This is a genomic window from Mitsuaria sp. TWR114 (genome assembly GCF_007997345.1).
Genome location: NZ_VOSR01000405.1, coordinates 1 through 21,063, shown reverse-complemented (window position 1 = coordinate 21,063; position 21,063 = coordinate 1). Strand labels below are relative to the sequence as shown.

The 21,063-nt window shown below is 70.5% G+C and carries 19 protein-coding genes and 3 pseudogenes; 8 read left to right on the top strand and 14 right to left on the bottom strand.

What is annotated here, in order from left to right:
* The 5 genes from FUT87_RS15255 to FUT87_RS15235 form a co-directional block, all read right to left on the bottom strand.
* Positions 1–1,569: S9 family peptidase (locus tag FUT87_RS15255; protein ID WP_147241560.1), on the bottom strand; the 1,569-nt coding region annotated here is incomplete at its 3' end.
* Between the two features lie 11 nt (positions 1,570–1,580).
* Positions 1,581–2,378 carry a hypothetical protein gene (locus FUT87_RS15250; protein ID WP_147241559.1) on the bottom strand — a complete coding sequence of 266 codons (798 nt, stop codon included), beginning with the start codon at positions 2,376–2,378 and terminating at the stop codon, positions 1,581–1,583.
* A gap of 114 nt (positions 2,379–2,492) precedes the next feature.
* Complete coding sequence (locus tag FUT87_RS15245; RefSeq protein WP_147241558.1) at positions 2,493–3,812, bottom strand: Hsp70 family protein; 1,320 nt, start codon at positions 3,810–3,812, stop codon at positions 2,493–2,495.
* 113 nt (positions 3,813–3,925) lie between these two features.
* Positions 3,926–5,239: a D-amino acid dehydrogenase gene (locus FUT87_RS15240; protein ID WP_091729274.1), complete on the bottom strand. Its 1,314-nt coding sequence runs from the start codon at positions 5,237–5,239 to the stop codon at positions 3,926–3,928.
* 54 nt (positions 5,240–5,293) lie between these two features.
* Positions 5,294–5,914, bottom strand: coding sequence for a LysE/ArgO family amino acid transporter (locus tag FUT87_RS15235; RefSeq protein WP_091729280.1), 621 nt, complete (start codon positions 5,912–5,914; stop codon positions 5,294–5,296).
* A gap of 121 nt (positions 5,915–6,035) precedes the next feature.
* Between FUT87_RS15235 and FUT87_RS15230 the strand changes: the two genes are divergently transcribed.
* On the top strand, positions 6,036–6,998 hold the full coding sequence (locus FUT87_RS15230; RefSeq protein ID WP_147241557.1) for a LysR family transcriptional regulator ArgP: 963 nt from the start codon (positions 6,036–6,038) through the stop codon (positions 6,996–6,998).
* 31 nt (positions 6,999–7,029) lie between these two features.
* Here the strand turns inward: FUT87_RS15230 and FUT87_RS15225 are convergent, their stop codons facing one another.
* Positions 7,030–7,242 carry a hypothetical protein gene (locus tag FUT87_RS15225; RefSeq protein ID WP_091729289.1) on the bottom strand — a complete coding sequence of 71 codons (213 nt, stop codon included), beginning with the start codon at positions 7,240–7,242 and terminating at the stop codon, positions 7,030–7,032.
* Positions 7,243–7,585: 343 nt separating this feature from the next.
* Here FUT87_RS15225 and FUT87_RS28875 point away from each other — a divergent pair, with 343 nt between their 5' ends.
* Entirely contained in the window at positions 7,586–7,735 is a 150-nt protein-coding gene (locus FUT87_RS28875; RefSeq protein WP_186830558.1) for a hypothetical protein, read from the top strand.
* 48 nt (positions 7,736–7,783) lie between these two features.
* On the opposite strand, the gene FUT87_RS15220 is transcribed toward FUT87_RS28875, so the two are convergent.
* On the bottom strand, positions 7,784–8,206 hold the full coding sequence (locus FUT87_RS15220; RefSeq protein ID WP_091729294.1) for a universal stress protein: 423 nt from the start codon (positions 8,204–8,206) through the stop codon (positions 7,784–7,786).
* Between the two features lie 195 nt (positions 8,207–8,401).
* Between FUT87_RS15220 and FUT87_RS15215 the strand changes: the two genes are divergently transcribed.
* Positions 8,402–9,244, top strand: a complete 843-nt coding sequence (locus tag FUT87_RS15215; RefSeq protein WP_147241556.1) for a metallophosphoesterase — start codon at positions 8,402–8,404, stop codon at positions 9,242–9,244.
* On the opposite strand, the pseudogene FUT87_RS15210 reads toward FUT87_RS15215, so the two are convergent.
* Positions 9,231–10,027 (bottom strand): annotated as a pseudogene (locus tag FUT87_RS15210) (citryl-CoA lyase). The gene FUT87_RS15215 and the pseudogene FUT87_RS15210 sit on opposite strands and share 14 nt — an antisense overlap.
* Positions 10,028–10,086: 59 nt before the next feature.
* Positions 10,087–11,288 (bottom strand): annotated as a pseudogene (locus FUT87_RS15205) (CaiB/BaiF CoA transferase family protein).
* A 148-nt stretch (positions 11,289–11,436) separates the two neighbouring features.
* Between FUT87_RS15205 and FUT87_RS15200 the strand changes: the two are divergent.
* Positions 11,437–12,252 (top strand): IclR family transcriptional regulator, encoded by an 816-nt coding sequence (locus FUT87_RS15200; RefSeq protein WP_147241555.1) that lies wholly within the window; start codon positions 11,437–11,439, stop codon positions 12,250–12,252.
* A gap of 40 nt (positions 12,253–12,292) precedes the next feature.
* On the opposite strand, the gene FUT87_RS30005 is transcribed toward FUT87_RS15200, so the two are convergent.
* Together FUT87_RS30005 and FUT87_RS15190 are read right to left on the bottom strand one after the other, a co-directional pair.
* Complete coding sequence (locus FUT87_RS30005; RefSeq protein WP_222617167.1) at positions 12,293–13,126, bottom strand: UPF0149 family protein; 834 nt, start codon at positions 13,124–13,126, stop codon at positions 12,293–12,295.
* Positions 13,123–14,067: a LysR family transcriptional regulator gene (locus FUT87_RS15190; RefSeq protein ID WP_091729316.1), complete on the bottom strand. Its 945-nt coding sequence runs from the start codon at positions 14,065–14,067 to the stop codon at positions 13,123–13,125. The genes FUT87_RS30005 and FUT87_RS15190 overlap by 4 nt, the downstream gene beginning before the upstream one ends.
* A gap of 297 nt (positions 14,068–14,364) precedes the next feature.
* Between FUT87_RS15190 and FUT87_RS15185 the strand changes: the two genes are divergently transcribed.
* The gene (locus FUT87_RS15185) at positions 14,365–14,607 is read left to right on the top strand and encodes a hypothetical protein (RefSeq protein WP_091729319.1); all 243 of its coding nucleotides are present in this window, start codon (positions 14,365–14,367) and stop codon (positions 14,605–14,607) included.
* Between the two features lie 212 nt (positions 14,608–14,819).
* Here FUT87_RS15185 and FUT87_RS15180 read toward each other — a convergent pair whose 3' ends face one another.
* Both FUT87_RS15180 and FUT87_RS15175 read right to left on the bottom strand, forming a co-directional pair.
* Positions 14,820–16,688 carry a phosphoenolpyruvate carboxykinase (GTP) gene (locus FUT87_RS15180; protein ID WP_147241554.1) on the bottom strand — a complete coding sequence of 623 codons (1,869 nt, stop codon included), beginning with the start codon at positions 16,686–16,688 and terminating at the stop codon, positions 14,820–14,822.
* A 227-nt stretch (positions 16,689–16,915) separates the two neighbouring features.
* Positions 16,916–17,386 carry an Lrp/AsnC family transcriptional regulator gene (locus FUT87_RS15175; protein WP_091729327.1) on the bottom strand — a complete coding sequence of 157 codons (471 nt, stop codon included), beginning with the start codon at positions 17,384–17,386 and terminating at the stop codon, positions 16,916–16,918.
* Positions 17,387–17,493: 107 nt separating this feature from the next.
* Here FUT87_RS15175 and FUT87_RS15170 point away from each other — a divergent pair, with 107 nt between their 5' ends.
* The 3 genes from FUT87_RS15170 (at position 17,494) to FUT87_RS15160 (ending at position 20,440) form a co-directional block, all read left to right on the top strand.
* Positions 17,494–18,423 (top strand): DMT family transporter, encoded by a 930-nt coding sequence (locus FUT87_RS15170; RefSeq protein ID WP_147241553.1) that lies wholly within the window; start codon positions 17,494–17,496, stop codon positions 18,421–18,423.
* A 165-nt stretch (positions 18,424–18,588) separates the two neighbouring features.
* A complete protein-coding gene (locus tag FUT87_RS15165; RefSeq protein ID WP_183493239.1) occupies positions 18,589–19,902 on the top strand; it encodes a GAF domain-containing protein in 1,314 nt (437 codons plus the stop codon).
* Positions 19,868–20,440 carry an MOSC domain-containing protein gene (locus FUT87_RS15160; RefSeq protein ID WP_091729337.1) on the top strand — a complete coding sequence of 191 codons (573 nt, stop codon included), beginning with the start codon at positions 19,868–19,870 and terminating at the stop codon, positions 20,438–20,440. The genes FUT87_RS15165 and FUT87_RS15160 overlap by 35 nt, the downstream gene beginning before the upstream one ends.
* A gap of 22 nt (positions 20,441–20,462) precedes the next feature.
* Here FUT87_RS15160 and FUT87_RS15155 read toward each other — a convergent pair.
* Positions 20,463–21,063 (bottom strand): annotated as a pseudogene (locus tag FUT87_RS15155) (alkene reductase); the annotation flags it as partial.

The window sequence follows — 21,063 nt, the reverse complement described above, 5'->3', positions numbered from 1 at the left end:
GCCGCCGGTGCCCGCGAGCGCCTGGTACAGCCGCGCACTCTGCATCGGGAAGGTGCCGGGGTTGTTGTCCAGCTCGCCGTGGATCAGCAGCAGCGGCTCCTTGAGCCGGTCGGCGTAGTTGAACGGCGAGAGCTTCTGGTAGACCTCCTGCGCCTCCCAGTAGGTCCGGCGCTCGCTCTGGAAACCGAAGGGCGTGAGGCTGCGGTTGTAGGCGCCGCTGCGCGCGATGCCCGCCTTGAACAACCGCGTGTGCGCCAGCAGGTTGGCCGTCATGAAGGCGCCGTAGCTGTGGCCGCCCACCACCATGTGGTCGCGGTCGCTGACGCCCAGGTCCACCGCCTTGTCGATGATGGCCTGCGCGTTGGCGGTGATCTGCGCGATGAAGCTGTCGTTCACCGTCTTGGGATCGCCCACCACCGGCATCGTCGCGTCCATCAGCACGACGTAGCCGTCCAGCAGCAGCATCAGCGGGCTGGTGCCCGGGAAGACGTTGAAGCGGTTGCTGGAGCCGCTGACCTGGCCCGCGGTCGAGGCGTCGGTGTACTCCAGCGGATAGGCCCAGACGACGGTCGGCCGGCGCTCGCCGGGCTGGTAGCCGGGCGGCTTGTACAGCCAGAACGACAGCGCCACGCCGTCCTCGCGCTTGAAGCGCACGAACTCGCGCTGGATCTCGCGCAGCTGCGGCGCCGGGTCCTTGACGTCCGTCAGCGGCGTCAGCTCGGCCAGTGACGGACCGCTGCGCAGCACCACGTTGCCGGGTTCGCTGACGCTCTCTCGCACCGTCAGCACGCGGCGGCCCTCGCCATCGAGCACCGCCAGCGGACGCTCATGGTGCGCGGCGTCGCCGCCGTTGACCGGCGCGCCGGACTGGAACACCCGCGACTTCTTGTTGTCGGCGAGCCCCAGGCGGTCGATGAAGGGCTTGTCGCCCTCGGGGCTGGCGCCGGTGCCGAAGTACCAGAGCGCGCCCTCGTCGACCCGCACGACCGCGCGGCCGGTGGGCAACATCCGCTGCAGCGGCGTGCCGGGATCGCGATAGCGGTCGCGCACCGAGCGCTCGATCAGCCGCTGCGCGGCCGCGCCGCCGTCCATCGTGACCAGCTCAGTCGAGGTGCGCATCTTCGCCAGGTCGAAGTCCTGCACCAGCGCCTGCCGGCCGCCCTCGAGGAAATCGAGCCGGCTCAACCGCTGCGCGACGCGGTGCACCTCGCGGGCCTCGCCGGTGTAGGGCGGGTCCAGCCGCATCAGGCGGTCGCGGTGCGGCGCGGGCACGCGGGTGTCGCCGCCGTCGAGCGCCTCGACCCAGTAGACGGCGCCGTCCGCGCCCGGCGAGGCGAAGAAGTGACGTGGCCCGGTGATGACGCCCTCGACCGGCACGCCTTCCTTCAGCCGCGTGCGGCCGATGGGCACGACCTTGCCGTCGACACCGCGCACCTCGGCCTGGGCCGCGAAGTCGTCCCAGCCGACCTGGTAGCTGAACGGCTCCAGCAGCCGCATCGTCAGCAGCTGGCCCGGCGTACCGAGCGCCTCGATATGGCTGAACAGGCCGGGCTCTCCGATCGGCCGCACCGTGCCGGTGTTCAGGTCGACGCGCGCCAGCTGCGAGCTCGCGTGATGCGCGAAGACGCCGCCTCCTGCGCGTTGCCCAGCAGGTCCTGCTGCGTGCGCTCCGGCGAGTTGCGGCCGATGGATTCCTGGATCGACGGCCCCGACGGCGCGTTGAACACCGGCGCCGGCCCGCGCTTGGCGGGCACCGTCAGCGTGACCAGCTCATGGTCGTTGAGCCACACGACGTCGTTCTCCAGCATCGTGTGCAGCTTGAGCCGAGGTACCACCTTGAGCTTGCCGGTCGCGACCTCGCCCACCCACAGCTCGACCGCGGTGTCGGTGCGGCGGTTCAGCAGGAAGCGCTTGCCGTCGGGCGAGAAGCGCAGCTGGTGGAAGGCGCCGCCGGCCGGCAGCGCGACGGGACGCTCGGTCCCCTCGGCACCGCCTTGCAGCGGGCGCAGCGACAGCGACTCGATCGCGGTGATCAGCTGCGGGCTGTCGGTCGCCGGGTCGTAGCGCAGGCCGGCGTGGCGCAACACCGGCCGGGCCAGCTCGGCGACGGTGCGCAGCTTGCGCGGCACCACGATGGCCAGCGTGCGCTGGTCGGGTGAGACCAGGTAGCTCGGCAGCGCCTTGGCATCGAGCACCGCGCGGATCGCCGGCGACGGCTGCTGGTAGATCTGCGCGAGCGTCGCGGCCGAGGTCAGCGCCGAGGTGGCGGCCGGCTCGTCCGCCGGCGCGGCGCGGGCGGCGCTCGCGGCAAGCCCACCGAACGCGGCGGCCAGGGACAAGGTGAGCGGGATCAGCGACGGGACGCGCGCTTGGGGCATGGATGGACACCGTGAAGCGAATGAAGGCGGCAATCTAGCAGCGCCCTCCGTCGCTATCGGGCCGCGTCCCTCGGGGTGATCCCGAGGTTTCAGGCCCGATCGCTCAGGTCCGAATCACGCAGCGAACAGACGCGCGGCGTGCAGCCCGAGTCCGGTGGCGACGGAGGCGAAGCGGTCGCCGCGCACGGGCCGCGCCGCAGGGAAATCGGCGGCGATGCGGTCGGCCAGCACCGTCAGGCCGGTCGAGCCGCCGGTGAAGTACAGCGCATCGACGTCCGAAGGCTGGAGCCCCGCCCGCTCGACGGTCTCGCGGCCCGCCTGCGCGATGCGCTCGATGTCGTCGCGCAGCGCGCCCATCGCGGCCGTCTCGGACAAGGCGACCGACAGGCCCGACTCGATCAACCCCAGGTCGATCGTGCAGTCGCCGCCGGCCGCGACCTCGATCTTGGCCTCCTCGGCCCGATGGGCGAGCTCATGGCCCAGGCGCTCGTCCAGCACCGTCATCAGGCGCTGGTGATGGCGCGGGTCGCCGTAGAAGCCCTTCATGTTGCGCAGCTCGATCACCCGCTGCGGGCTGTAGCAGGTGTTGATCAGGTGCCAGGTCGCCAGGTCGAAGTAGACGCCGCTGGGCACTTCGCGCGGCGTCTGGCCCGGCTTGGCGGGACCGAGGGCGCGGTAGCCGAATTCGCGCAGGATGCCGGTCAGCTCGATGTGACGGTCGAAGTCGGTGCCGGCGATGTGAACGCCGTGGTTGGCGAGGATGTCGTCGCGGCGGTCCAGTCGCCGGATGCGTTCGGGCCCGACGCGCACCAGCGAGAAGTCGGAGGTGCCGCCGCCGATGTCGGCCACCAGGACCAGCTGCTCGCGATCGGCCTGCTGCTCGAAGTCGAAGGCCGCGGCGATCGGCTCGAACTGGAAGTGCACGTCCTCGAAGCCCACCGCCCGCGCCGCCGCGGCCAGCGAGGCCTGCGCGGCCGCATCGCGCTCGGGCTCGCCGTCGACGAAGTAGACCGGGCGGCCCAGCACCACGCGGCGCGGCTCGTGCCCGTCACGCGCCGCCTGCCGGCGCAGGCGCTTCAGGTAGCCGGCGAGCATGTCGGCGTACTTCACGCCCCGTCCGCCGCCGACGTCGGTGACCTGGTCGATCAGGCTGGAGCCGAGGATGCTCTTCATCGAGCGCATCAGGCGCCCGTCGACGCCTTCCTCGTACGCGGCCATCGCCGCGCGGCCGAAGGCGCGCGGCGGGCCGTCGGCATCGTGGCGACCCTCGGCGTAATAGAAGACCGCGGTCGGCATCGTAACCTTGTCGTCCTCCAGCGGCACCAGGCGCATCGCGCCGGGGCGCGCGGCGTCCGGCACGGCGACGGCCGAGTTGGAGGTGCCGAAGTCGATGGCGCAGAAGTCGCGCGGCAGGTCGGTGGACGGGGAGGACATGGCGCGGCGGTCGGAAATGCGAAAAGGGCGCGGATTCTAGCCGCGCCCTTTTTTCGGCGTCCCGGCGTGCCGATGACGCCGGCAGGGGCTCCGCCGGTCGAGCGGGCCGGCGCTCAGGCGGCCTGGAGGCTGCGCACCGCGCGCGCCGGCAACGCGTCGCCGTAGAAACCGAAGTCCAGGTCCGGGCGCTTGCCGCTCATCAGCTCGGCCAGCGCGCGGCCGGAGCCCGCGCCGTGCGTCCAGCCCAGCGTGCCGTGGCCGGCGTTGATCCACAGGTTCGAGGCCTTCTGGCTGCGCCCGATGTAGGGCACGTTGGTCGGCGTGCTGGGCCGCAGGCCGGTCCAGTAGTTCGGCTCGGACAGGTCGGCGACGCCGGGGAACAGCTCCTCGTAGCGGCGCACCAGCGACTCGCAGCGGACCTTGGACGTCGGGCTGTCCAGGCTGGTGTCCAGGCCCACCAGCTCGGCGGTGCCGGCGATGCGGACGAAGTCGCCCAGGCGCGAGATCGCGATCTTGCGCGCGTCGTCCAGCAGGCTGACGCTGCTGGCCTGCTCCGGCCGCTTCAGCCGCAGCGTGGCCGAGTAGCCCTTGGCCGGATAGATGTTGAGGTGCTCGCCCAGCGACTTGGTCAGGCCGGGCGCGTAGGAGGCCAGCGCCACGACGTAGGCATCGCCCTTGAGCCATTGCGTCTGGCCGGTCTCGCGGGACTGGACCTGCACGCCGGCGACTTCGTCGCCCTGCGGCTGCAGCGTCACGATGTCGTGGTTCCACAGGAACTGCGCGCCGCGACGTTCGGCCAGCTTGGCCAGCGCCTGGGTGAAGACGCGCGCGTCGCCGGATTCATCGCTGGGCGTGTAGGTGCCGCCGAAGACCGCGTGCTGGGCCGAGCGCAGCGCCGGCTCGATCGCCAGGACCTCGTCGCGGCTCAGCACCCGGCGGTCGACGCCGTGACGGCGCATGATCTCGGCGCCCTGCGCGCCGGCCTCGAAGTCGGCCTCGCTGCCGAAGAAGTGCAGGATGCCCTTCTGCAGGCGGTTGTACTGGATGCCGGTCTCGGCGACGAGCGCCTGCAGCGACTCGTGGCTGTAGCGGCCCAGGCGCACCAGCTGCTCGACGTTGCGCTCGAAGGCGGCCGTCGTGCACTGGCCCAGGAAGGACAGGCCCCAGCGCCACTGCGCCGGGTCCAGCCGCGGGCGGAACAGCAGCGGGGCGTCGTCCTTCAGCAGCCACTTGGCGACCTTGAACGGCGCACCGGCATTGGCCCAGGGCTCGCAGAAGCAGACCGAGATCTGCGCGCCGTTGGCGAAGCTGGTTTCCAGCGCCGCATCGGGCTGGCGGTCGACGACGACGACATCGTGACCCTGGTCCAGCAGGTACCAGGCGGTGTGGATGCCGATGATGCCGGCGCCGAGGACGATGACCTTCATGGGAGAGCTCCAGGTGAACTTGTGGTTCCGCTTCGATGCAGCGTGGGGCGGGCTTCAGGCCAGCGGGCGCAGGATCAGCTGCAGTCCCAGGATGGCCATCACGAGGGCGATCAAGGCATCGATGCTGCGCCAGACCGCCGGGCGGCGCAACGGCACCGCCACCGCCGCCGCGCCGAAGCCCAGCAGCGAGAACCACATCCACGACGCCACCGAGGCGCCGGCCGCGAAGGGCAGCTGCATGCCGGCCGGCTGCTGCGCGCCGACGGTGCCCAGCAGCACCACGGTGTCCAGGTAGACGTGGGGATTCAGGTAGGTCATCGCCAGCGTGCTGCCCAGCACCGCCGTCAGCGAGCCGCTGCCCGCCTGCGCCTGCAGGCCGGCCTGCGGCGACATCGCGCGCAGCGCGGCCTTGAGGCCGTAGGCCAGCAGGAAGGCCGCGCCGCCCCAGCGGAAGACCTCCATCAGCAGCGGGCTGGCGGCGATCAGCCGGCCCAGCCCGAACACGCCCAGCCAGATCAGCAGCATGTCCGACAGCGCGCACACCAGGACCACCGGCGCCACGTGCTGTCGCATCAGGCCCTGGCGCAGCACCAGCGCGTTCTGCGCGCCGATGGCGACGATCAGGCCGGCTCCGGTGAGCCAGCCTTGCAACAGGGCTGCGCTGGGGGACGACATCGGGGGTGTTTGGGCGGGCGGGTGGAGCAGCGGATTGTGGTGAGCCGCCGTCATTCCATGAAGCGGGATTAATATCTCAGCGCATACATTAGGACCGCTAATAGAGCTGTTGGAGGCCTCGATGAAGGATCTGGACGCCGCAGGGCTGGACTGCCTGGCCGCGCTGGCCGACGAGCGCAGCTTCGAGCGCGCCGCGGAGACGCTGGCGATCACGCAGAGCGCCGTCTCGCAGCGCCTGCGCAATCTCGAAGCGCAGGTGGGCCAGTTGCTGGTCGTGCGATCCCGGCCGCTGCGGCTGACCGAGCCCGGCAAGCGCTTGCTGCGCTATGCCCGCCAGTTGGCGGCGCTGCGCTCGGACGTGGTGCGGGAACTGGGCGTGCAGTCGGCCCAGGCGGAGCGCCTGCCGATCGCGGTGAACGCCGACAGCCTCGCGACCTGGGTGCTGCCGGCGCTCGATCCGCTGGTGCAGCGCGGCCTGCGGGAGGGCTTCGGGCTGGAGCTGGTCGTCGACGACCAGGACTTCACCCACGACTGGCTGCGGCAGGGCGAGGTGCTGGGCTGCGTCACCACCGTGCCGCAGGCGCTGCGCGGCTGCATCGCGCAGCCGCTGGGCGTGATGCGCTACATCGCCATCGCCAGCCCGGACTTCGCCGCGCGCATGCTGCCCCATGGGCTGGGCGAGGCCAACTTCGCGCAGGTGCCCTTCCTGGTCTTCAACCGCAAGGACGACGCGCAGCAGCAGTGGGTCCGCCAGGCGATGGGCCTGCGCTCGGCGCGGCTGAACGCGCGCTATGTGCCGTCCAGCGAGGGCTACGTGAACGCGGTGCGGATGGGCTGGGGGGTGGGCGTGGCGCCGGAGCTGCAGGTGCGGCCGCTGCTCGCGAGCGGCGAGTTGGTGGCGCTGCGGCCGGAGGTGCAGGTGGCGGTCGCCCTGTACTGGCACCAGTGGAAGCTGGGCGGCGAGACGGCCGTCGGGGGAGAACCCCGGCGCGCGGCCCCTGAAGGAGGGACACCGCCGGCCTTGCTGGATCAGATTGGCGAGGCCTTGGCGCGGGGCGCGCGGGAGGCGTTGATGCCGGCCTGAGGTCGGCGGGTCGATGCGTTGACGCAGCGCGTCAGCGCTTGACCGCGGCCAGCTGGATCTTGGTCTGGGGCTGGAGCTGGGCGGCCGGGACGGCCGATGCCGGCGCGGCGCCTTGCTGGGCCAGGTGCAGGCGGAAACCGCCACGCTCGTGCTTGTCCTGGACGGAGCTCGCCAGCCACGCCGAGGTCAGCACGACGCTGCTGACGATGGCCCAGGTCATCGACTTGTGGATCAGCGGGGACATGAGGGGGGCCAGGCGGCGGAGGTATTAGGGAAGGCCCGGAGCATAGTCACCCCCGATTGAGGGGGGGATCACACCTAAGTGGGGTGCGTGGTTATTCCGCCTCAGCTGTGGCGGGGTCACCCCAATCTGTGTGTATTTGTGAACACGATTCCGGAGCACCCGCGATCTGGGGATTCTCCCGAAGACGAAGGCGCGCAAACTGGGGCTCACCGCGCGGCGCTCCGCATCGGCACCGGGCGGCGGAACCACCCCGTGCTTTTCGACGAGGTCCATCATGCGCATCACCTCCGCCCTGAGCCTTTTCCGTCGCCCCAGTGCCGCGCGAGAGCCGGAACCGGCCGACATGGGGACCGCGTTCGGCATGGAAGCGAGCTTCGGCGACGACAGCGAGTACGAGGACTTCCGGCGCAGCGACTACGGCCTGGAGTCCGAAGCCGCACCGCCCGCGACGGTCACCTCGCCGCTGTCCTGGATGGCGGCCCGCCGCGGATGAATCGACAAGGCGCCCCGTCGGGCGCCTTTTTCGTTGGGCCAGGCGGTGTCAGCGGATCAGCAGCACCGGCACGTCGCTGTGGGCCATCACCTTGGTGGCGACCGAGCCCAGTACCAGCTTGCCCAGCGCCGTGTGGCCGTGCGAGCCCATCATCAGCAGGTCGAAGCGGCCCTTCTCCGCCACGGCGGTGATTGCATCCGACGCGTGACCGGTCTTGACGACGTACTGGGCCTTGATGCCGCGCTTGTCCATGAAGGCACGGATCGGCTTGAGCACCTTCTCCGCCTCTTCCTGGTAGTAATCGGCCAGCACGGCCTTGTCGAGCACCGCGGCCGCGCGGGGCGGCACGCCGGCCACCACGTGCACCACCGTGTAGTCGTGGGCTCCGCCCAGCCATTCGTCGTGGGCGGAGAGATAAGCCAGCATGCGCTTGGAATAGGTGCTGCCATCGACGGCGACCAGGATCTTCATGATGGTGTCCCTCTCTGTCGGCCGACGACCGGCCGCGGGGCAGTGTGGCACAGAGCGCTCTCTGGAAAGCCGCACCCTTGGCGCAGGCCGCGGCTGAATTGACGTTGGACAATGCGGGCTTCCCGGCCGGTCGCGAGCCGCCCGGGCCGCGTTCCCGGACCCTTCCTCCGCCATCCGCCCAACCGTCCCTCCGCCGTGCGCCTGCAACTGATCTCCGACCTCCACCTCGAGCGCCAGACCGACTTCCAGACCGTCGCCGCGCCCGATGTCGATCTGCTGGTGCTGGCGGGCGACGTCGGCTCGTACCAGGCGGGCTCGCGGCTGGTGACCGACGACTTCGGCCTGGGCCGCTTCTCGCCGCGGCGCGCGGACGCGCCATGGCGGCGCGTGCTCTACGTGCCGGGCAACCACGAGTACGACGGCCTCGAGTTCACCACCGCCCAGGCGCGGCTGCGCCAGACCTGTGCCGACCTCGGCATCGAGTGGCTGGACCGCGAGCAGATCGTCATCGGCGACGTGCGCTTCATCGGCACCACGCTGTGGGCCGACTTCGACGCGCTGGCCGCGCGCGAAGCCACCGTGACGAAACAGCTGGCGGCGCGGGAGAAGGCCTTCCGCGCCGCGAATTTCTACCTGCGCCGCTACTCGACGCTGGTCGACGGTCAGCACTTGCTGGCCGAGGGCCAGCGGGAACTCGCGCTGGACTGCCAGGCCTGGCTGCGCGCGGCGCTGGCCGTCCCGTTCGACGGCAAGACGGTGGCCGTCACGCACTACGCGCCCAGCCTGCGCAGCGCCGATCCCCGCTATGGCTTGACGCCGGGCACCGCGGGTTTCTGCAACTCGCTCGACGAGCTGCTCCCCTTCGCCGACCTGTGGCTGCACGGCCACCTGCACTGCGCCCACGACTATGTCGTCGAGTCGCCCTCCGGCCCGCGCGGCGAGCTGCCGCACCGCTGCCAGGTCGTCGCGAACCCGCTGGGTTACGCGAGCAAGGGCGAGCAGGAAGACTACCGGCCCGAGCTGGTCATCGAGGTCTGACGGGCGGCGGGCCGTCGTAGGTCCAGAGGTAGTCGCGCGGCATCGGACCCTTGTTGCGGCCGCCCTGCTGCGTCTGCTCCCACGCGTGGGCCAGGATGCCGACCGAGCGCGACAGGCAGAACAGGCCGCGCGCCAGCGGCGCCGGGAAGCCGAGCTCGGCGTAGATCACGGCTGTCGCGCCGTCGATGTTCATCGGGATGCGCCGGCCGTCCTTGCGCCGTTGCAGCTCGGCCTCGACCGCGCGCCCGATCGCCGCGAAACGGCCCGACACCACGCCGAGCTGCGCGCTTCGTCCACCAGCGCCAGCAGCCGCGGCGCGCGCGGATCCACCGGGTGGAAGCGGTGGCCGAAGCCCGAGACGAACTTGCCCCGCAGCACGATGGCCTCGTCCAGGCCCGCGGCGACGGCGAGCTCCAGCGTCGCGCCGTCGTCCATCCGCGCCGCGATCGACTGCAGCATCTCCACGCATTGCTCGCCCGCACCGCCATGCACGTCGCCGAGCACGTTCATCGCCGACGCCATCGCGTTGTTCAGGCCCACGCCGCAGGTCGCCGCCATGCGCGCGATCGCGATGCTCGGCGCCTGCGGCCCGTGGTCGACCGCCGCCATCAGCGCCATGTCCAGCAACTGGGCCTGCTCCGCGCCGGGCAGCTCGCCGCGCGTCATCAGCCAGATCATCTGCGCGAAGCTGACCTGACCGATCAGGTCCTCGATCGCATGACCGCGGTAACGGATCACGCCCGGCGACATCTCGATGATCGACGTCCGCCACCAGTCCGCCATGCGCGGATCGCGAGCGGGCGCCTGCGCGTCGCCATCCGCCGCCGGAAATTCCTGCCCGCTCATACCGCCTTCTCCTCGATCAATGCCGCCCGCTCGGCGGCGCCGTAGCCCAGTTCCTCCAGGATCGCGCCAGTGTGCTCGCCGAGCCGCGGCGGCGGCCGGTCCACCGACGGCGCCTCGCCATTGAGCTTGAAGCCGGTGCGCAGCACGTGGATGTCGCGGCCGACGCCGGGCACGTCCTCGAAGCGCCCGACCATGCCGCGCTGCGCGATCTGCGGCTGCTCGAGCGCCGCCTTCACCGACAGCACCGGCCCCGCCGGCACGCCGGCCTCGTTGAGGCGCTGCCACCAGTCGCTGGCCGGCCGGGCGGCCAATGCGGCCTCGAGCCGCTGCTTGAGTTCGGCCCGATGCTGCAGCCGCGCCTGGCGATCGACGAAGCGCGGATCGGTCTTCCACTCGGGATGGCCGGCCACGTCGCAGACGGCCTCGAACTGCTCCTGCTTGTTGGCCGCGATGTTCAGCAGCCCGTCGCCGGTGCGGAAGGCACCGGACGGACTGGCCGTCACGTTGTCGTTGCCCATCGGCCGCGGCTCCTGGCCCGCGACCAGCAGGTTCGATACCGCCCAACCCATCGTCGCCATCGCGGCCTCGAGCATGGAGACGTCGATGAAGACGGCCTCATCGCGGTCGCGGTCGGCCAGCGCCGCGGCGATCGCCATCGCGGCGGTCAGGCCGCCGATCGTGTCGGCAACCGGATGGCCGACGCGCAGCGGCGCGTCGCCGCGTCGCCGGTGATGCTCATCATCCCGGACATGCCCTGGATGATCTGGTCGTAGGCCGGCAGGTCGCGCAGCGGGCCGTCCTGGCCGAAACCGGAGATCGCGCAGTAGACGAGCCGCGGCTGGATCAGGCGAAGCGCCTCGAAACCGACGCCCAGCCGCTGCATCACGCCGGGACGGAAGTTCTCGACCACCACGTCGGCGGTCGCTACCAGCTTGCGAAACACCGCCTGGCCGGCCGGGCGCTTGAGGTCGATGGTGATCGAGCGCTTGCCCGGGTTCTGGGCCAGGAAGGACGCGCCCATCCGCGCCCGGTTGAGCGCGGGGTCAGCACCGAGTTGCCTGGCCAGGTCGCCGGTCTCGCGCGCCTCGACCTTGATGACGTCGGCGCCCAGGTGGGCCAGTTGGTGGCAGGCGAACGGGCCCGCAAGGACGTTCGTCAGGTCCAGGACGCGCACGCCGCGCAGCGGGGAAAGGCTCATGGTGGGCTCCGTCGCGCATGCCTGCGTTGGGTCCGCATGCGTTGGCGAAAGTTCTATCTGACAGAATAGTGATTTGTCTGATAGAACTCTAGGACGACTTGATCCGCCTGAACAGGGCCTGAGACAAGGGAATTACGAGGGAATACCCATGGCTGACCGCAAGACCGCCCCCGCCCGCCCCCCGGAACCCGCCGATGGAGGGGGCTCGTCAGCGGACGCCGACTCCAGCGGGGTGGCGGTGCTCGACCGCGCCTTCGCTCTTCTGGGGGCCTTCGGTCAGGACGACAACAGCCTGTCGCTGGCGGAACTGGCGCGCCGGACCGATCTCTACAAGAGCACGGTGCTGCGGCTGCTGGCTGCGCTGGAACACGGCGGCTTCGTGCGCCGGCTGTCCGACGGCCAGTACGCCATCGGCCCGGCGCCCCTGCGGCTGGCGACGATCTACCAACGCTCGTTCCAGGTCGGGCCGGCGGTGGAGCCGCTGCTCAAGCAGCTGAGCGCGGAGACCGGCGAGACGGCGTCCTTCTACGTCCGGCACGGCGACGCCCGCATCGCGCTCTACCGCTGGGAGCCGGCGCGTTCGGTGCGCGCCGCGGTGGCGGTGGGCCAGCAGTACGCCTTGCGCCAGGGCGCCTCGGGCAAGGTGCTGTGCGCGTTCTCGGAGGACCGGAGCGCCGGCTTCGAAGCCATCCGGACGCGGGCCTGGGCCGATTCCTACGGCGAGCGCGAGCCGGACACCGCCTCGGTCGCCGCACCGGTGCTGGCGGCCGACGGACGGGCACACGGGGCGATCGCGGTCTCCGGACCGCGCATCCGCCTGTCGCCTCCGACGACGATGCTGGCGGCTTGCCAGGCGGTCCTGGGCGCCGCCCGGGAAGCGACGCGATTGCTGGGAGGCGACGTCGCGCGGCTCGATGCCGCGTCGCGCGCGCTCAGCCCCGACCAGTTCAGCGGCGGCGCCTGAGCGCCGCGCGCATCAGCGACCGCGGCCCCCGGCGAGGCGATCAAGCCGCGCCGTGGCAGTTCTTGAACTTCTTGCCCGAGCCGCAGTGGCAGGGATCATTGCGACCCAGCTTGGGAGCGTCGCGGCGGACCTGCTCGACGTGATACCGCTGCGACTCGGTCGCTTCCTGGAGGTCGACCACGGTCAGGATCAGATCCTCGATCGCCTCGTCGATGTTCTTGAGCGGATGCTCGCGATCCAGCAGCTCGACGACCTCCCGCTCCTCCGGCGTTTCGGCCGGCAGGTGGCGGTACAGGCGGGCGAGCAGCGCGTTGACGTTGTCGTCGGCCTGCTCGTGCAGGTCGGGGAAGGTCACCGCGGCGTATTCGAAGCCGCCGACCCACGGCGGCAGCGCGCGGGTGATCGGGTCCTCGGGCAGTGTCACCGCGTCGGGATCGATGCCTTCGGCGGCCGCGATCTCGGCGGCGGCCTCGACGGCGTCTTGCGCCTGCTCCTCGGCCTGCTCCTCGGCCTCACCGCTCCCCTCGCCGCCCTCGCCTTCGGTCGCGTCCTCCGCGTCCAGGTCCAGCACCAGCGGATAGAACCAGCCCTGCTCCAGCATGCTGTGGTTCAGCGAGGCGAAGCGGCGCTCCACCAGCGCGCGGATGCGGGCGAGCCAGGCGGGGTCGACGTCGTCAGGCAGCGGGCGGCCTTCGTAGTCGAAGACCGGCGGCAGCCACTCCTCGATCGGAATCAGGCGCGGCTGCACCAGCACGCCGGCCAGGTAGCCGTCCAGCATCGAGGCATCGAGCGGCTCGAGCGGCGCGGGCGTGGCGGCGAGAAGGTCGTCGAGTTCGTCGAACTCGGCGTCGGAAAGGTCGTGGGCAATGCTCATGGGGCGCGATTGTCGCCGGGCGCGACCGATTCGATCAGCCGTTCGCGCATCCAGCGCTGGGCGCTGCGATCTTCATTGCGCAGGTGCCAGAGCAGGTCCACGTGCACCGGCGAGAGCTGCATCGGCAGCGGCCGGTAGATCAACGCGTCCTGGTAACCGGTGGCGGTGATGAAGGATTGGGGGAGCACCGTCAGCAGGTCGGAATGCGCGACCACCCGTCCGGCGGTGAAGAACTGGTTGACCGTCAGCGCGATCCGGCGACTGCGCTTGAGCGCCGCCAGCGCTTCGTCGACGAAGCCGTAAGGCCGGCCGGAGAAGCTCACCAGCAGGTGATGCGCCTGGCAGAAGGCGTCCAGCGTCAGCTCCTGGTCCGCCAGCGGATGGCCCCGCCGCATCACGCAGACGTAGTACGAGTCATACAGCCGCTGCTGGCGGATGGCCGCCATGTCGCCCTGCCCCTTGAGCGCGGCGACGGCGGTCGGAAAGTAGCCCAGCGCGAAGTCGGCCTCGCCCTGCTCCAGCAGCGAGCGGGGATCGCGGGTCGTCAGCGGCAGCACATGGACATTGGCCAGCGCGCGCAGCCGCTCCAGCTGCTGCATCAGCGGCGGCAGGATCAGCGCCGCAGTGGCGTCGGCCATGGCCAGCCGGAAGGTGTACTCCTCCGAGCCTGGCTGATAGTCGCCGGGATCGAGCGCCACCCGCAGCCGCGTCAGGGCCGACCGGACCTCGGGCCACAGGCCCTCGGCGCGGGAGGTGGGCTTCATCCCGAAGGCTTGGCGCACGAACAGGTCCTCGCCCAGCGCCTCGCGCAGGCGTTTGAGCGCATGGCTGACCGCCGGCTGCGTCATCGACAGCCGCTCCGCGGCCCGGGTCATCGAGCGCTCCGCCATCACGGCGTCGAAGACCTTCAGCAGGTTGAGATCCAGGTTGCGGAAGCTCACGGGAGGCCCTCCAAAGCAGGCACTTCTTCACGGGAAACGCGCGCACATCGGTGCGGCGACGCGCTCCAACGACGGCACTCCAACGGGTGATTCGCGGCGCGAATTGCGCATTCCTTCGCGCTTGGCGGTGCACACCGTGATGCCGGTCACGTTCGGAACGCGGGCCGCGCAATGATATGCACAGCGTTTATACATTCGATGCCCATCTTTCATTGGCGTCATGTATAGGGGAAACCCTATAGTTCGTTCCGTCGGTTCTACAGAGCCGCACAACCCAGCCAATCAAAGGAAATCGCCATGAGCGTCGCTACCCAAACCTTCGGTCTGCCGCTGAGCCGCACGGTGCGTCGCGGCGGCACGTTCGCCACCATCGGTGCCCGCGTCTGGGCCCGCACCATCACCAACGTGAAGGCCCGCATCGAGTCCGCCAAGATGGCCCGCGCCGAGCGCGAGCTGCTGGCCCTCGCCGCCCAGTACGAAGAGAGCATGCCCTCCTTCGCCGCTGAACTGCGCGCCGCCAACGCCCGTCGCAACGGCTGACACGCCGCCCCACCGGGCGCCGTACAGGCCCGGTCGCGAAGCCAGGAACCCTCGTAAGGTGAGCGCAGGCTCTCCTCGAAAGGCGCTCCAGGCCGAGCAAAACAAAAGCCCGCTTCGAATCGCTTCGAGCGGGCTTTGCCTTTGCGGCGCCGATGAAGGCACCACCCCGTTTGCGGGGCAGCGGGGCTGCGGGCCGGGTGGCCCGCCGTCGATCAGGCCTGGGCCAGGCGCTGTTCGATCCTGGCCTTGGTGGCCGGCAGTTCGGCCGGCAGGCCCTGGGCCAGCTGGGTGAAGAGCTCATCGTGCAGCTTGAGCTCGGTCGCCCAGTCCTCGTTCGAGATCTGGGTGACGGTCTTGAACTGTTCCGGCGTGAAGGCCAGGCCCTGCCAGTTCAGGTCCTCGTAGCGCGGGCTGGTGCCGAAGGCGTGTTCGACGCCCTGGCCCTGGCCGTCCACGCGTTCGAGCATCCACTTCAGCACGCGCATGTTCTCGCCGTAGCCGGGCCAGACGAACTTGCCGTCGGCGCCCTTGCGGAACCAGTTGACGCAGAAGATCGCCGGCAGCTTCGCGCCGGACTGGGCGAGCTTGGCGCCCAGCGTCAGCCAGTGCTGGAAGTAGTCGGCCATGTTGTAGCCCATGAAGGGCAGCATCGCGAACGGGTCGCGGCGCACGACGCCCTGCTGGCCGGCGGCCGCGGCGGTCGTTTCCGACCCCATGGTGGCGGCCATGTAGACGCCTTCGGTCCAGTCGCGCGCCTGGGTCACCAGCGGCACGGTGGTCGAGCGGCGCCCGCCGAAGATGAAGGCGTCGATCGGCACGCCGGCGGGGTTGTCCCACTCGGCGTCCAGCGCCGGGTTGTTGGTTGCCGCGACGGTGAAGCGGGCGTTCGGATGCGCGGCCTTGGCGCCGGTTTCCTTGGCGATCGCGGGCGTCCAGTCCTTGCCCTGCCAGTCGATCAGGTGCGCGGGCGGCGTGTCGGTCATGCCTTCCCACCACACGTCGCCATCGTCGGTCAGCGCGACGTTGGTGAAGATGACGTCCTTGTCCAGGCTGGCCATGCAGTTCGGGTTGGTCAGCGAGTTCGTGCCCGGGGCGACGCCGAAGTAGCCGGCTTCCGGGTTGATCGCGTACAGGCGGCCGTCCTTGCCGGGCTTGATCCAGGCGATGTCGTCGCCGATGGTGGTGACCTTCCAGCCCTCGAAGCCGGCCGGCGGGATCAGCATCGCGAAGTTGGTCTTGCCGCAGGCGCTCGGGAAGGCGGCCGCGACGTGATGCTTCTTGCCTTCCGGCGAGGTGACGCCCAGCACCAGCATGTGCTCGGCCAGCCAGCCCTGGTCGCGGCCCATGGTCGAGGCGATGCGCAGCGCGAAGCACTTCTTGCCCAGCAGCGCGTTGCCGCCGTAGCCGGAGCCGTAGGACCAGATCTCGCGCGTCTCGGGGTAATGGACGATGTACTTCGTCTTGTTGCAGGGCCACTTGACGTCGGCCTGGCCTGGTTCGAGCGGCGCGCCGACGGTGTGGACGCAGGGCACGAACTCGCCGTTGTCGCCCAGCGTGTCCAGGACCGCGCGACCCATGCGGGTCATGATGCGCATGTTCACGGCGACATAGGGGCTGTCGGACAGTTCGACGCCGATGTGGGCGATCGGCGAGCCGATCGGTCCCATCGAGAACGGCACGACATACAGCGTGCGGCCGCGCATCGCGCCCTTGAAGAGCGCCTTGTCGCCGGTTTGCAGCAGCGCGCGCATCTCGGCCGGTTCCATCCAGTTGTTGGTCGGGCCGGCGTCGAGCTTGTTCTTCGTGCAGATGAAAGTGCGGTCCTCGACGCGGGCGACGTCGCTGGGGTCGCTCCATGCGAGGTAGCTGCCGGGGCGCTTGGCCGGGTTCAGCTTCTGGAAGGTGCCGGCGTCGACGAGCTGCTGGCACAGGCGGTCGTACTCGGCCTGGCTGCCGTCGCACCAGTAGACGTCCTTGGCTTCGGTGAGCGCGGCGATCTCGGCGACCCATGCGATCAGGCGCTGGTGTTTCACGTAAGCCGGCACGTTCAGGCGCAAGCCTTCCATTACAGGTCGGTTCATGGCGATTCCCAATTTGAGGATATGAAAAGCGGAATTGGGTCAGCTCCGATCCGGTGGCTTCCCGCTCTGCCTACAGAGGAGAAGACCGCGGAGCTGACCCAATGCCGCACGCCATGGCTGGTGCCTCGCCGAACACTGGTTCCAATGTAATCACGCCGTAACTCGCGTGCTCGGCGGGGTTATGCGTTTCTGGAATGGATTGATGCCGGGGTCTGGAACCCCTCGCGTCAGCGGCCGCTCTCCCCCACGTTGGGGAACACCACGCTGCGCTTCACCCGCCCATAGGCGAAGCTCGTGTCGATGGACTGGATCCCGGGGATGGCGTGCAGCTCCTGCCGGACGAAGCGCTCGTAGTCCTTCAGGCTCTGCGTCAGGACGCGCAGCAGGTAATCCACCTGACCGGTCATCACGTAGCAGTCCAGCACGGCGTCAACCGCCTGGATGGCGCGCTCGAACTTGCGCACGGCGTCGGCGGTGTGCTCCTTCAGCTTCACACCGACGAAGGCGGTCACCGGCAGGCCGAAGGCCTCCTCGTCGACGACCGCCGTGTAGCCGCGGATCATCCCGGACTCCTCCAGCATGCGCAGCCGGCGCAGGCAGGGGGTCGGCGTCAGGCTCACCTGCTCCGACAACTCCTGGTTGGTCATTCGCCCGTTGGCTTGGAGGGCGGCGATGATTTGGTAGTCCTTGCTGTCCATGCGCTCGACATTAGCAGCTTCTGCCAACCGGAGGCTCGATAACGCGTGACTTTGAACGCTTCCGCTGGACCGGCGAATCGAGAATTCCCGGGTCCGACGAGAACGCCATGAAGTCCCTCCAGCCCATCCCCGCCTCCCCCCTTTCGATCGCCGCGCCACCGCGCCCTTGGGTGGGCTGGCTGACGATGGGCCTGACGCTGGTGATCTGGGCCAGCTTCTCGCTGTCGATCCGCGCCATCGGCAGCTCCAGCCTCGCGCCCACCGACGTGGCGCTGATCCGCTTCCTGGTGCCGGCGCTCGCGCTGGCGCCCTTCCTGCCCTCGCGGTTCGCCGCGCTCCGGGCGCTGCCGGTGAAATGCTGGGTCATGGTGGCCTGTGGCGCGGGACTTCCCTTCTTCCTGATCGCCTCGCTGGGCGGCAAGTTCACCTCGGCCGCGCATGTCAGCGCGCTCATCGCCGGCACGACGCCGGTGTCCTTCGCGCTGATCGGCTGGCTGCTGTGGCGTGAGCCGGTCTCCCCCGCGCGGATGCGGCGGCTGGCCCTCATCCTGGTGGGCGTGGCCCTGATGGTGTGGGGGTTCGGCGCGCAATCGCCGCATGCCATGGTCGGCGCGGGCGTGCTGCTGCTCGCCAGCCTCCTTTGGGGGATCTACACCCACGGCCTGCGGCTGGCGGGGCTGGACCCACTCTCCGGCGTCATGGTCGTGACCTACCCGTCGGTGGTCGCGCTCGCCGCCCTGGTCGGCTCGGGACTGGTGGAGTCGCGGCTCGCGGCGGCGCCGGTGAACGAGCTGCTGATGTTCGCCGCGGTCCAGGGCGTCGGCGTCGGCCTGTTCTCGACGCTGCTGTACGGCATGTCGATCCGGCTGCTCGGCGCGGCGAAGTGCGCGATGGTGGGCGCGCTGGCGCCGGTACTCGCCACGTTGCTGGCCATCCCCCTGCTGGGCGAGTCGCCCACCGCGCTGACCGCCTTTGGCGTGATGGTGGTCAGCCTCGGCGTGGTGCTCGCCGTCCGGGCCAGCACGGCGCCCCGCTGAAGGCCCCCCGCAAGCGGGACCTGAGCTCACCCGGCGAGGCACTCCGCCGGTGACCGGCCAGCGTTGTGCCCCACGCCGCTCGGGCAAGTCCCGACCCGCCGGGGCCGCGCCGGCACGCCGAAAGCCCCTATGCTCGGCGCGTCCACCGCGAGGTTCCCGACGCTCATGTCCGCTCCCACCGGCCTCAGCCTCCGCGCCCGCCTGTACCTGGTCCTCGGCCTCGCGCTTGCGCTGGTGGCCGCGTCGGCGCTGCTGGGGTGGTGGCAGTCGAGCCGGCTGGCCGGCATCGCGCAATCCCTCTATGAAGACCGCCTCGTGCCGGTGGACCTGCTGCGGGAGATCGAGCACACGCTCGGCGCGCAGCACCTGGGCGCGCTGCTGATCGCGCAGGCGCAGCAGCCCGACGCCGCGCAGCTGGACAGCGCCGGCCGCCGCCTGGCCGATGCCACCCGCGCGCTCTGGCGGCGCTACCTGGCCACCCGCATGGCGCCGGCGGAGACGGCCCTGATCGCCCGCACCCAGCCGCAGCTGGACCAGCTCTGGGCCGCGCTGACCGCCAACCTGCCGCCGACCCCCGAAGCCCTGCGCGAGCTCAACCAGCGCCGCTTGGCCACGATGCGGATGCTCGACGAACTGATCGCCTTCCAGCTCAGCCAGGCGCGCGTCGACACCGAACGCGCCCGGCAGGGCGCCACCGACGCCGCCCACCTCGGCCTGCTGCTGGTGCTGCTCACCGCGGGCCTGTGCGGCGTCGTCGTCTGCACCGTCTGGACCCGCTACGACGAGGAGCGCCGCGCCGGCCAGGAGTCCCGCCAACGGCTGCAGCGGCTCTACCAGGCGCTGTCGCAGACCAACCAGCGCATCGTGCGCCGCGAGGCCGAGGCTCTCCACGATCCCCGCGCGGAGCAGCACCTGTTCGAGGACCTGTGCCGCATCTGCGTCGAGACCGGTCATGCGCGCTTCGCCGCGGTGGTGCTGGTCGATGGCGATCATTTCGAGCGCGTCGCCGACCACGGCCCCGCCGACCGCCTGATGCCCGGCGCGCCGCAGCGCTGGCGTGCCGATGCGCCGTTCGCGCGGAGCTCGATGGCGACCCGCGCCGTCCTCGAGGGCACACATCAGGTCAGCAACCGCGCGCTCGAGGATCCGAGCCTGACGGCGCCCGGGGCGCCGCTGATCCCGCCGGGCGTCGAATCGATGGCGGCCTTTCCGCTGCGCCGCGGCGGCGAGGTGGTGGGCGCGCTCAGCCTGCTCGCGGGTGAGCCGGACTTCTTCGATCCCCAGGTGATGGGACTGCTGGACGAGATGGCCGGCGACCTGTCCTTCGCGCTCGAGCACCTGCGGCGCGAGCGCCATCAGGCGCGCGAGCTCGATGCCCTGCGCGAGGCGCTGCGCCAGCGCGAGCCCGGCCTGGTCGAAACCACGCCTGCGGCAGAATCGCCGGATGCAACTGATCAGTCTGAACACGGCCCGCGCTGAACCGCTGCTCATCGACGGCCGGCCGGTGATGACCGGCATCCGCAAGCAGCCCGTGGCCGAGGCGCGCGAGGTGCGCCCCCTCGGCGTGGAGGGCGATGAGCAAGCCGATCCCAGCGTCCACGGCGGCCTGTCCAAGGCGGTCTACGCCTATCCCGCCGAGCATTACGACTTCTGGCGCACGGTGCGCGCCCAGGCGCAAGTCGCCGGCTGGGAGGCGCCGCTGCCCTGGGGCGCGGTGGGCGAGAACCTGTCGATCACCGGTCTGCTCGAAGGCGACGCCTGGATCGGCGACGTGCTGGTCTTCCCCGACTGCGAGCTCGCGATCAGCGAGCCGCGTTATCCCTGCTTCAAGTTCAACGCGGTCATGGGCTTCAACAAGGCCGCGAAGATGATGACCCAGAGCGGCTGGTGCGGGTTCTACCTCGCGGTGCGGCAGCCCGGCACGATCGCGGCGGGACAGGCCTTCACCGTCCGGCCCGGGCCGCGCGAGGTCTCGATCGCCGAGCTCTTCCGGTCGAAGACGAAGGGCAAGGATTGACCCTCGTCCTGCGGCGCCCCGCTCAGTCCGCCAGCGCCGGATAGTCGGTGTAGCCCTCGGCGCCGCCGCCGTACATCGTGGCCGAATGGGCCTTCTGCAGCGGCGCATTGAGCCGCAGCCGGCGCACCAGGTCCGGATTGGAGATGAAGCTGCGGCCGAAGGCCACCGCGTCCGCGTGGCCGTTGGACACCGCCTCGATCGCCATCTCGCGGGTGTAGCCGTTGTTGGCGATGTACACGCCCTTGAAGCGCTCGCGCAGCGCGCCGTAGTCGAACGGCGCGACATCGCGCGGACCGCCGGTGTGGCCCTCGATCACATGCAGGAAGGCCAGCTTCATCGGCGACAGCTGCTCGACGACATGGTTGAACAGCGCCTGGGCATCGCTGTCCTGGCGCGCGTCGTTGACCGGCGTGACCGGCGACAGGCGCAGCCCGGTGCGGTCGGCGCCGATCGCCTCGGCGATGGCCTGCATCACCTCGAGCAGCAGCCGCGCGCGGTTCTCGATCGAGCCACCGTAGGCGTCGGTGCGGTCGTTGATGCTGTCGCGCAGGAACTGGTCCAGCAGGTAGCCGTTGGCGCCATGCACCTCGACCGCATCGAAGCCCGCGGCCATCGCCGCATGG

Bases quoted from the DNA above. Each gene is read 5' to 3' on its own strand.
- FUT87_RS15185 (WP_091729319.1), top strand. From the start codon at position 14,365: ATGAGCGTCGCTACCCAAACCTTCGGTCTGCCGCTGAGCCGCACGGTG.
- FUT87_RS15230 (WP_147241557.1), top strand. From the start codon at position 6,036: ATGAAGGATCTGGACGCCGCAGGGCTGGACTGCCTGGCCGCGCTGGCC.
- FUT87_RS15165 (WP_183493239.1), top strand. From the start codon at position 18,589: ATGTCCGCTCCCACCGGCCTCAGCCTCCGCGCCCGCCTGTACCTGGTC.
- FUT87_RS30005 (WP_222617167.1), bottom strand. From the start codon at position 13,126: ATGAGCATTGCCCACGACCTTTCCGACGCCGAGTTCGACGAACTCGAC.
- FUT87_RS15225 (WP_091729289.1), bottom strand. From the start codon at position 7,242: ATGTCCCCGCTGATCCACAAGTCGATGACCTGGGCCATCGTCAGCAGC.
- FUT87_RS15235 (WP_091729280.1), bottom strand. From the start codon at position 5,914: ATGTCGTCCCCCAGCGCAGCCCTGTTGCAAGGCTGGCTCACCGGAGCC.
- FUT87_RS15220 (WP_091729294.1), bottom strand. From the start codon at position 8,206: ATGAAGATCCTGGTCGCCGTCGATGGCAGCACCTATTCCAAGCGCATG.
- FUT87_RS15240 (WP_091729274.1), bottom strand. From the start codon at position 5,239: ATGAAGGTCATCGTCCTCGGCGCCGGCATCATCGGCATCCACACCGCC.
- FUT87_RS15160 (WP_091729337.1), top strand. From the start codon at position 19,868: ATGCAACTGATCAGTCTGAACACGGCCCGCGCTGAACCGCTGCTCATC.
- FUT87_RS15170 (WP_147241553.1), top strand. From the start codon at position 17,494: ATGAAGTCCCTCCAGCCCATCCCCGCCTCCCCCCTTTCGATCGCCGCG.
- FUT87_RS15250 (WP_147241559.1), bottom strand. From the start codon at position 2,378: ATGCCCCAAGCGCGCGTCCCGTCGCTGATCCCGCTCACCTTGTCCCTG.
- FUT87_RS15180 (WP_147241554.1), bottom strand. From the start codon at position 16,688: ATGAACCGACCTGTAATGGAAGGCTTGCGCCTGAACGTGCCGGCTTAC.
- FUT87_RS15175 (WP_091729327.1), bottom strand. From the start codon at position 17,386: ATGGACAGCAAGGACTACCAAATCATCGCCGCCCTCCAAGCCAACGGG.
- FUT87_RS28875 (WP_186830558.1), top strand. From the start codon at position 7,586: ATGGGGACCGCGTTCGGCATGGAAGCGAGCTTCGGCGACGACAGCGAG.
- FUT87_RS15245 (WP_147241558.1), bottom strand. From the start codon at position 3,812: ATGTCCTCCCCGTCCACCGACCTGCCGCGCGACTTCTGCGCCATCGAC.
- FUT87_RS15200 (WP_147241555.1), top strand. From the start codon at position 11,437: ATGGCTGACCGCAAGACCGCCCCCGCCCGCCCCCCGGAACCCGCCGAT.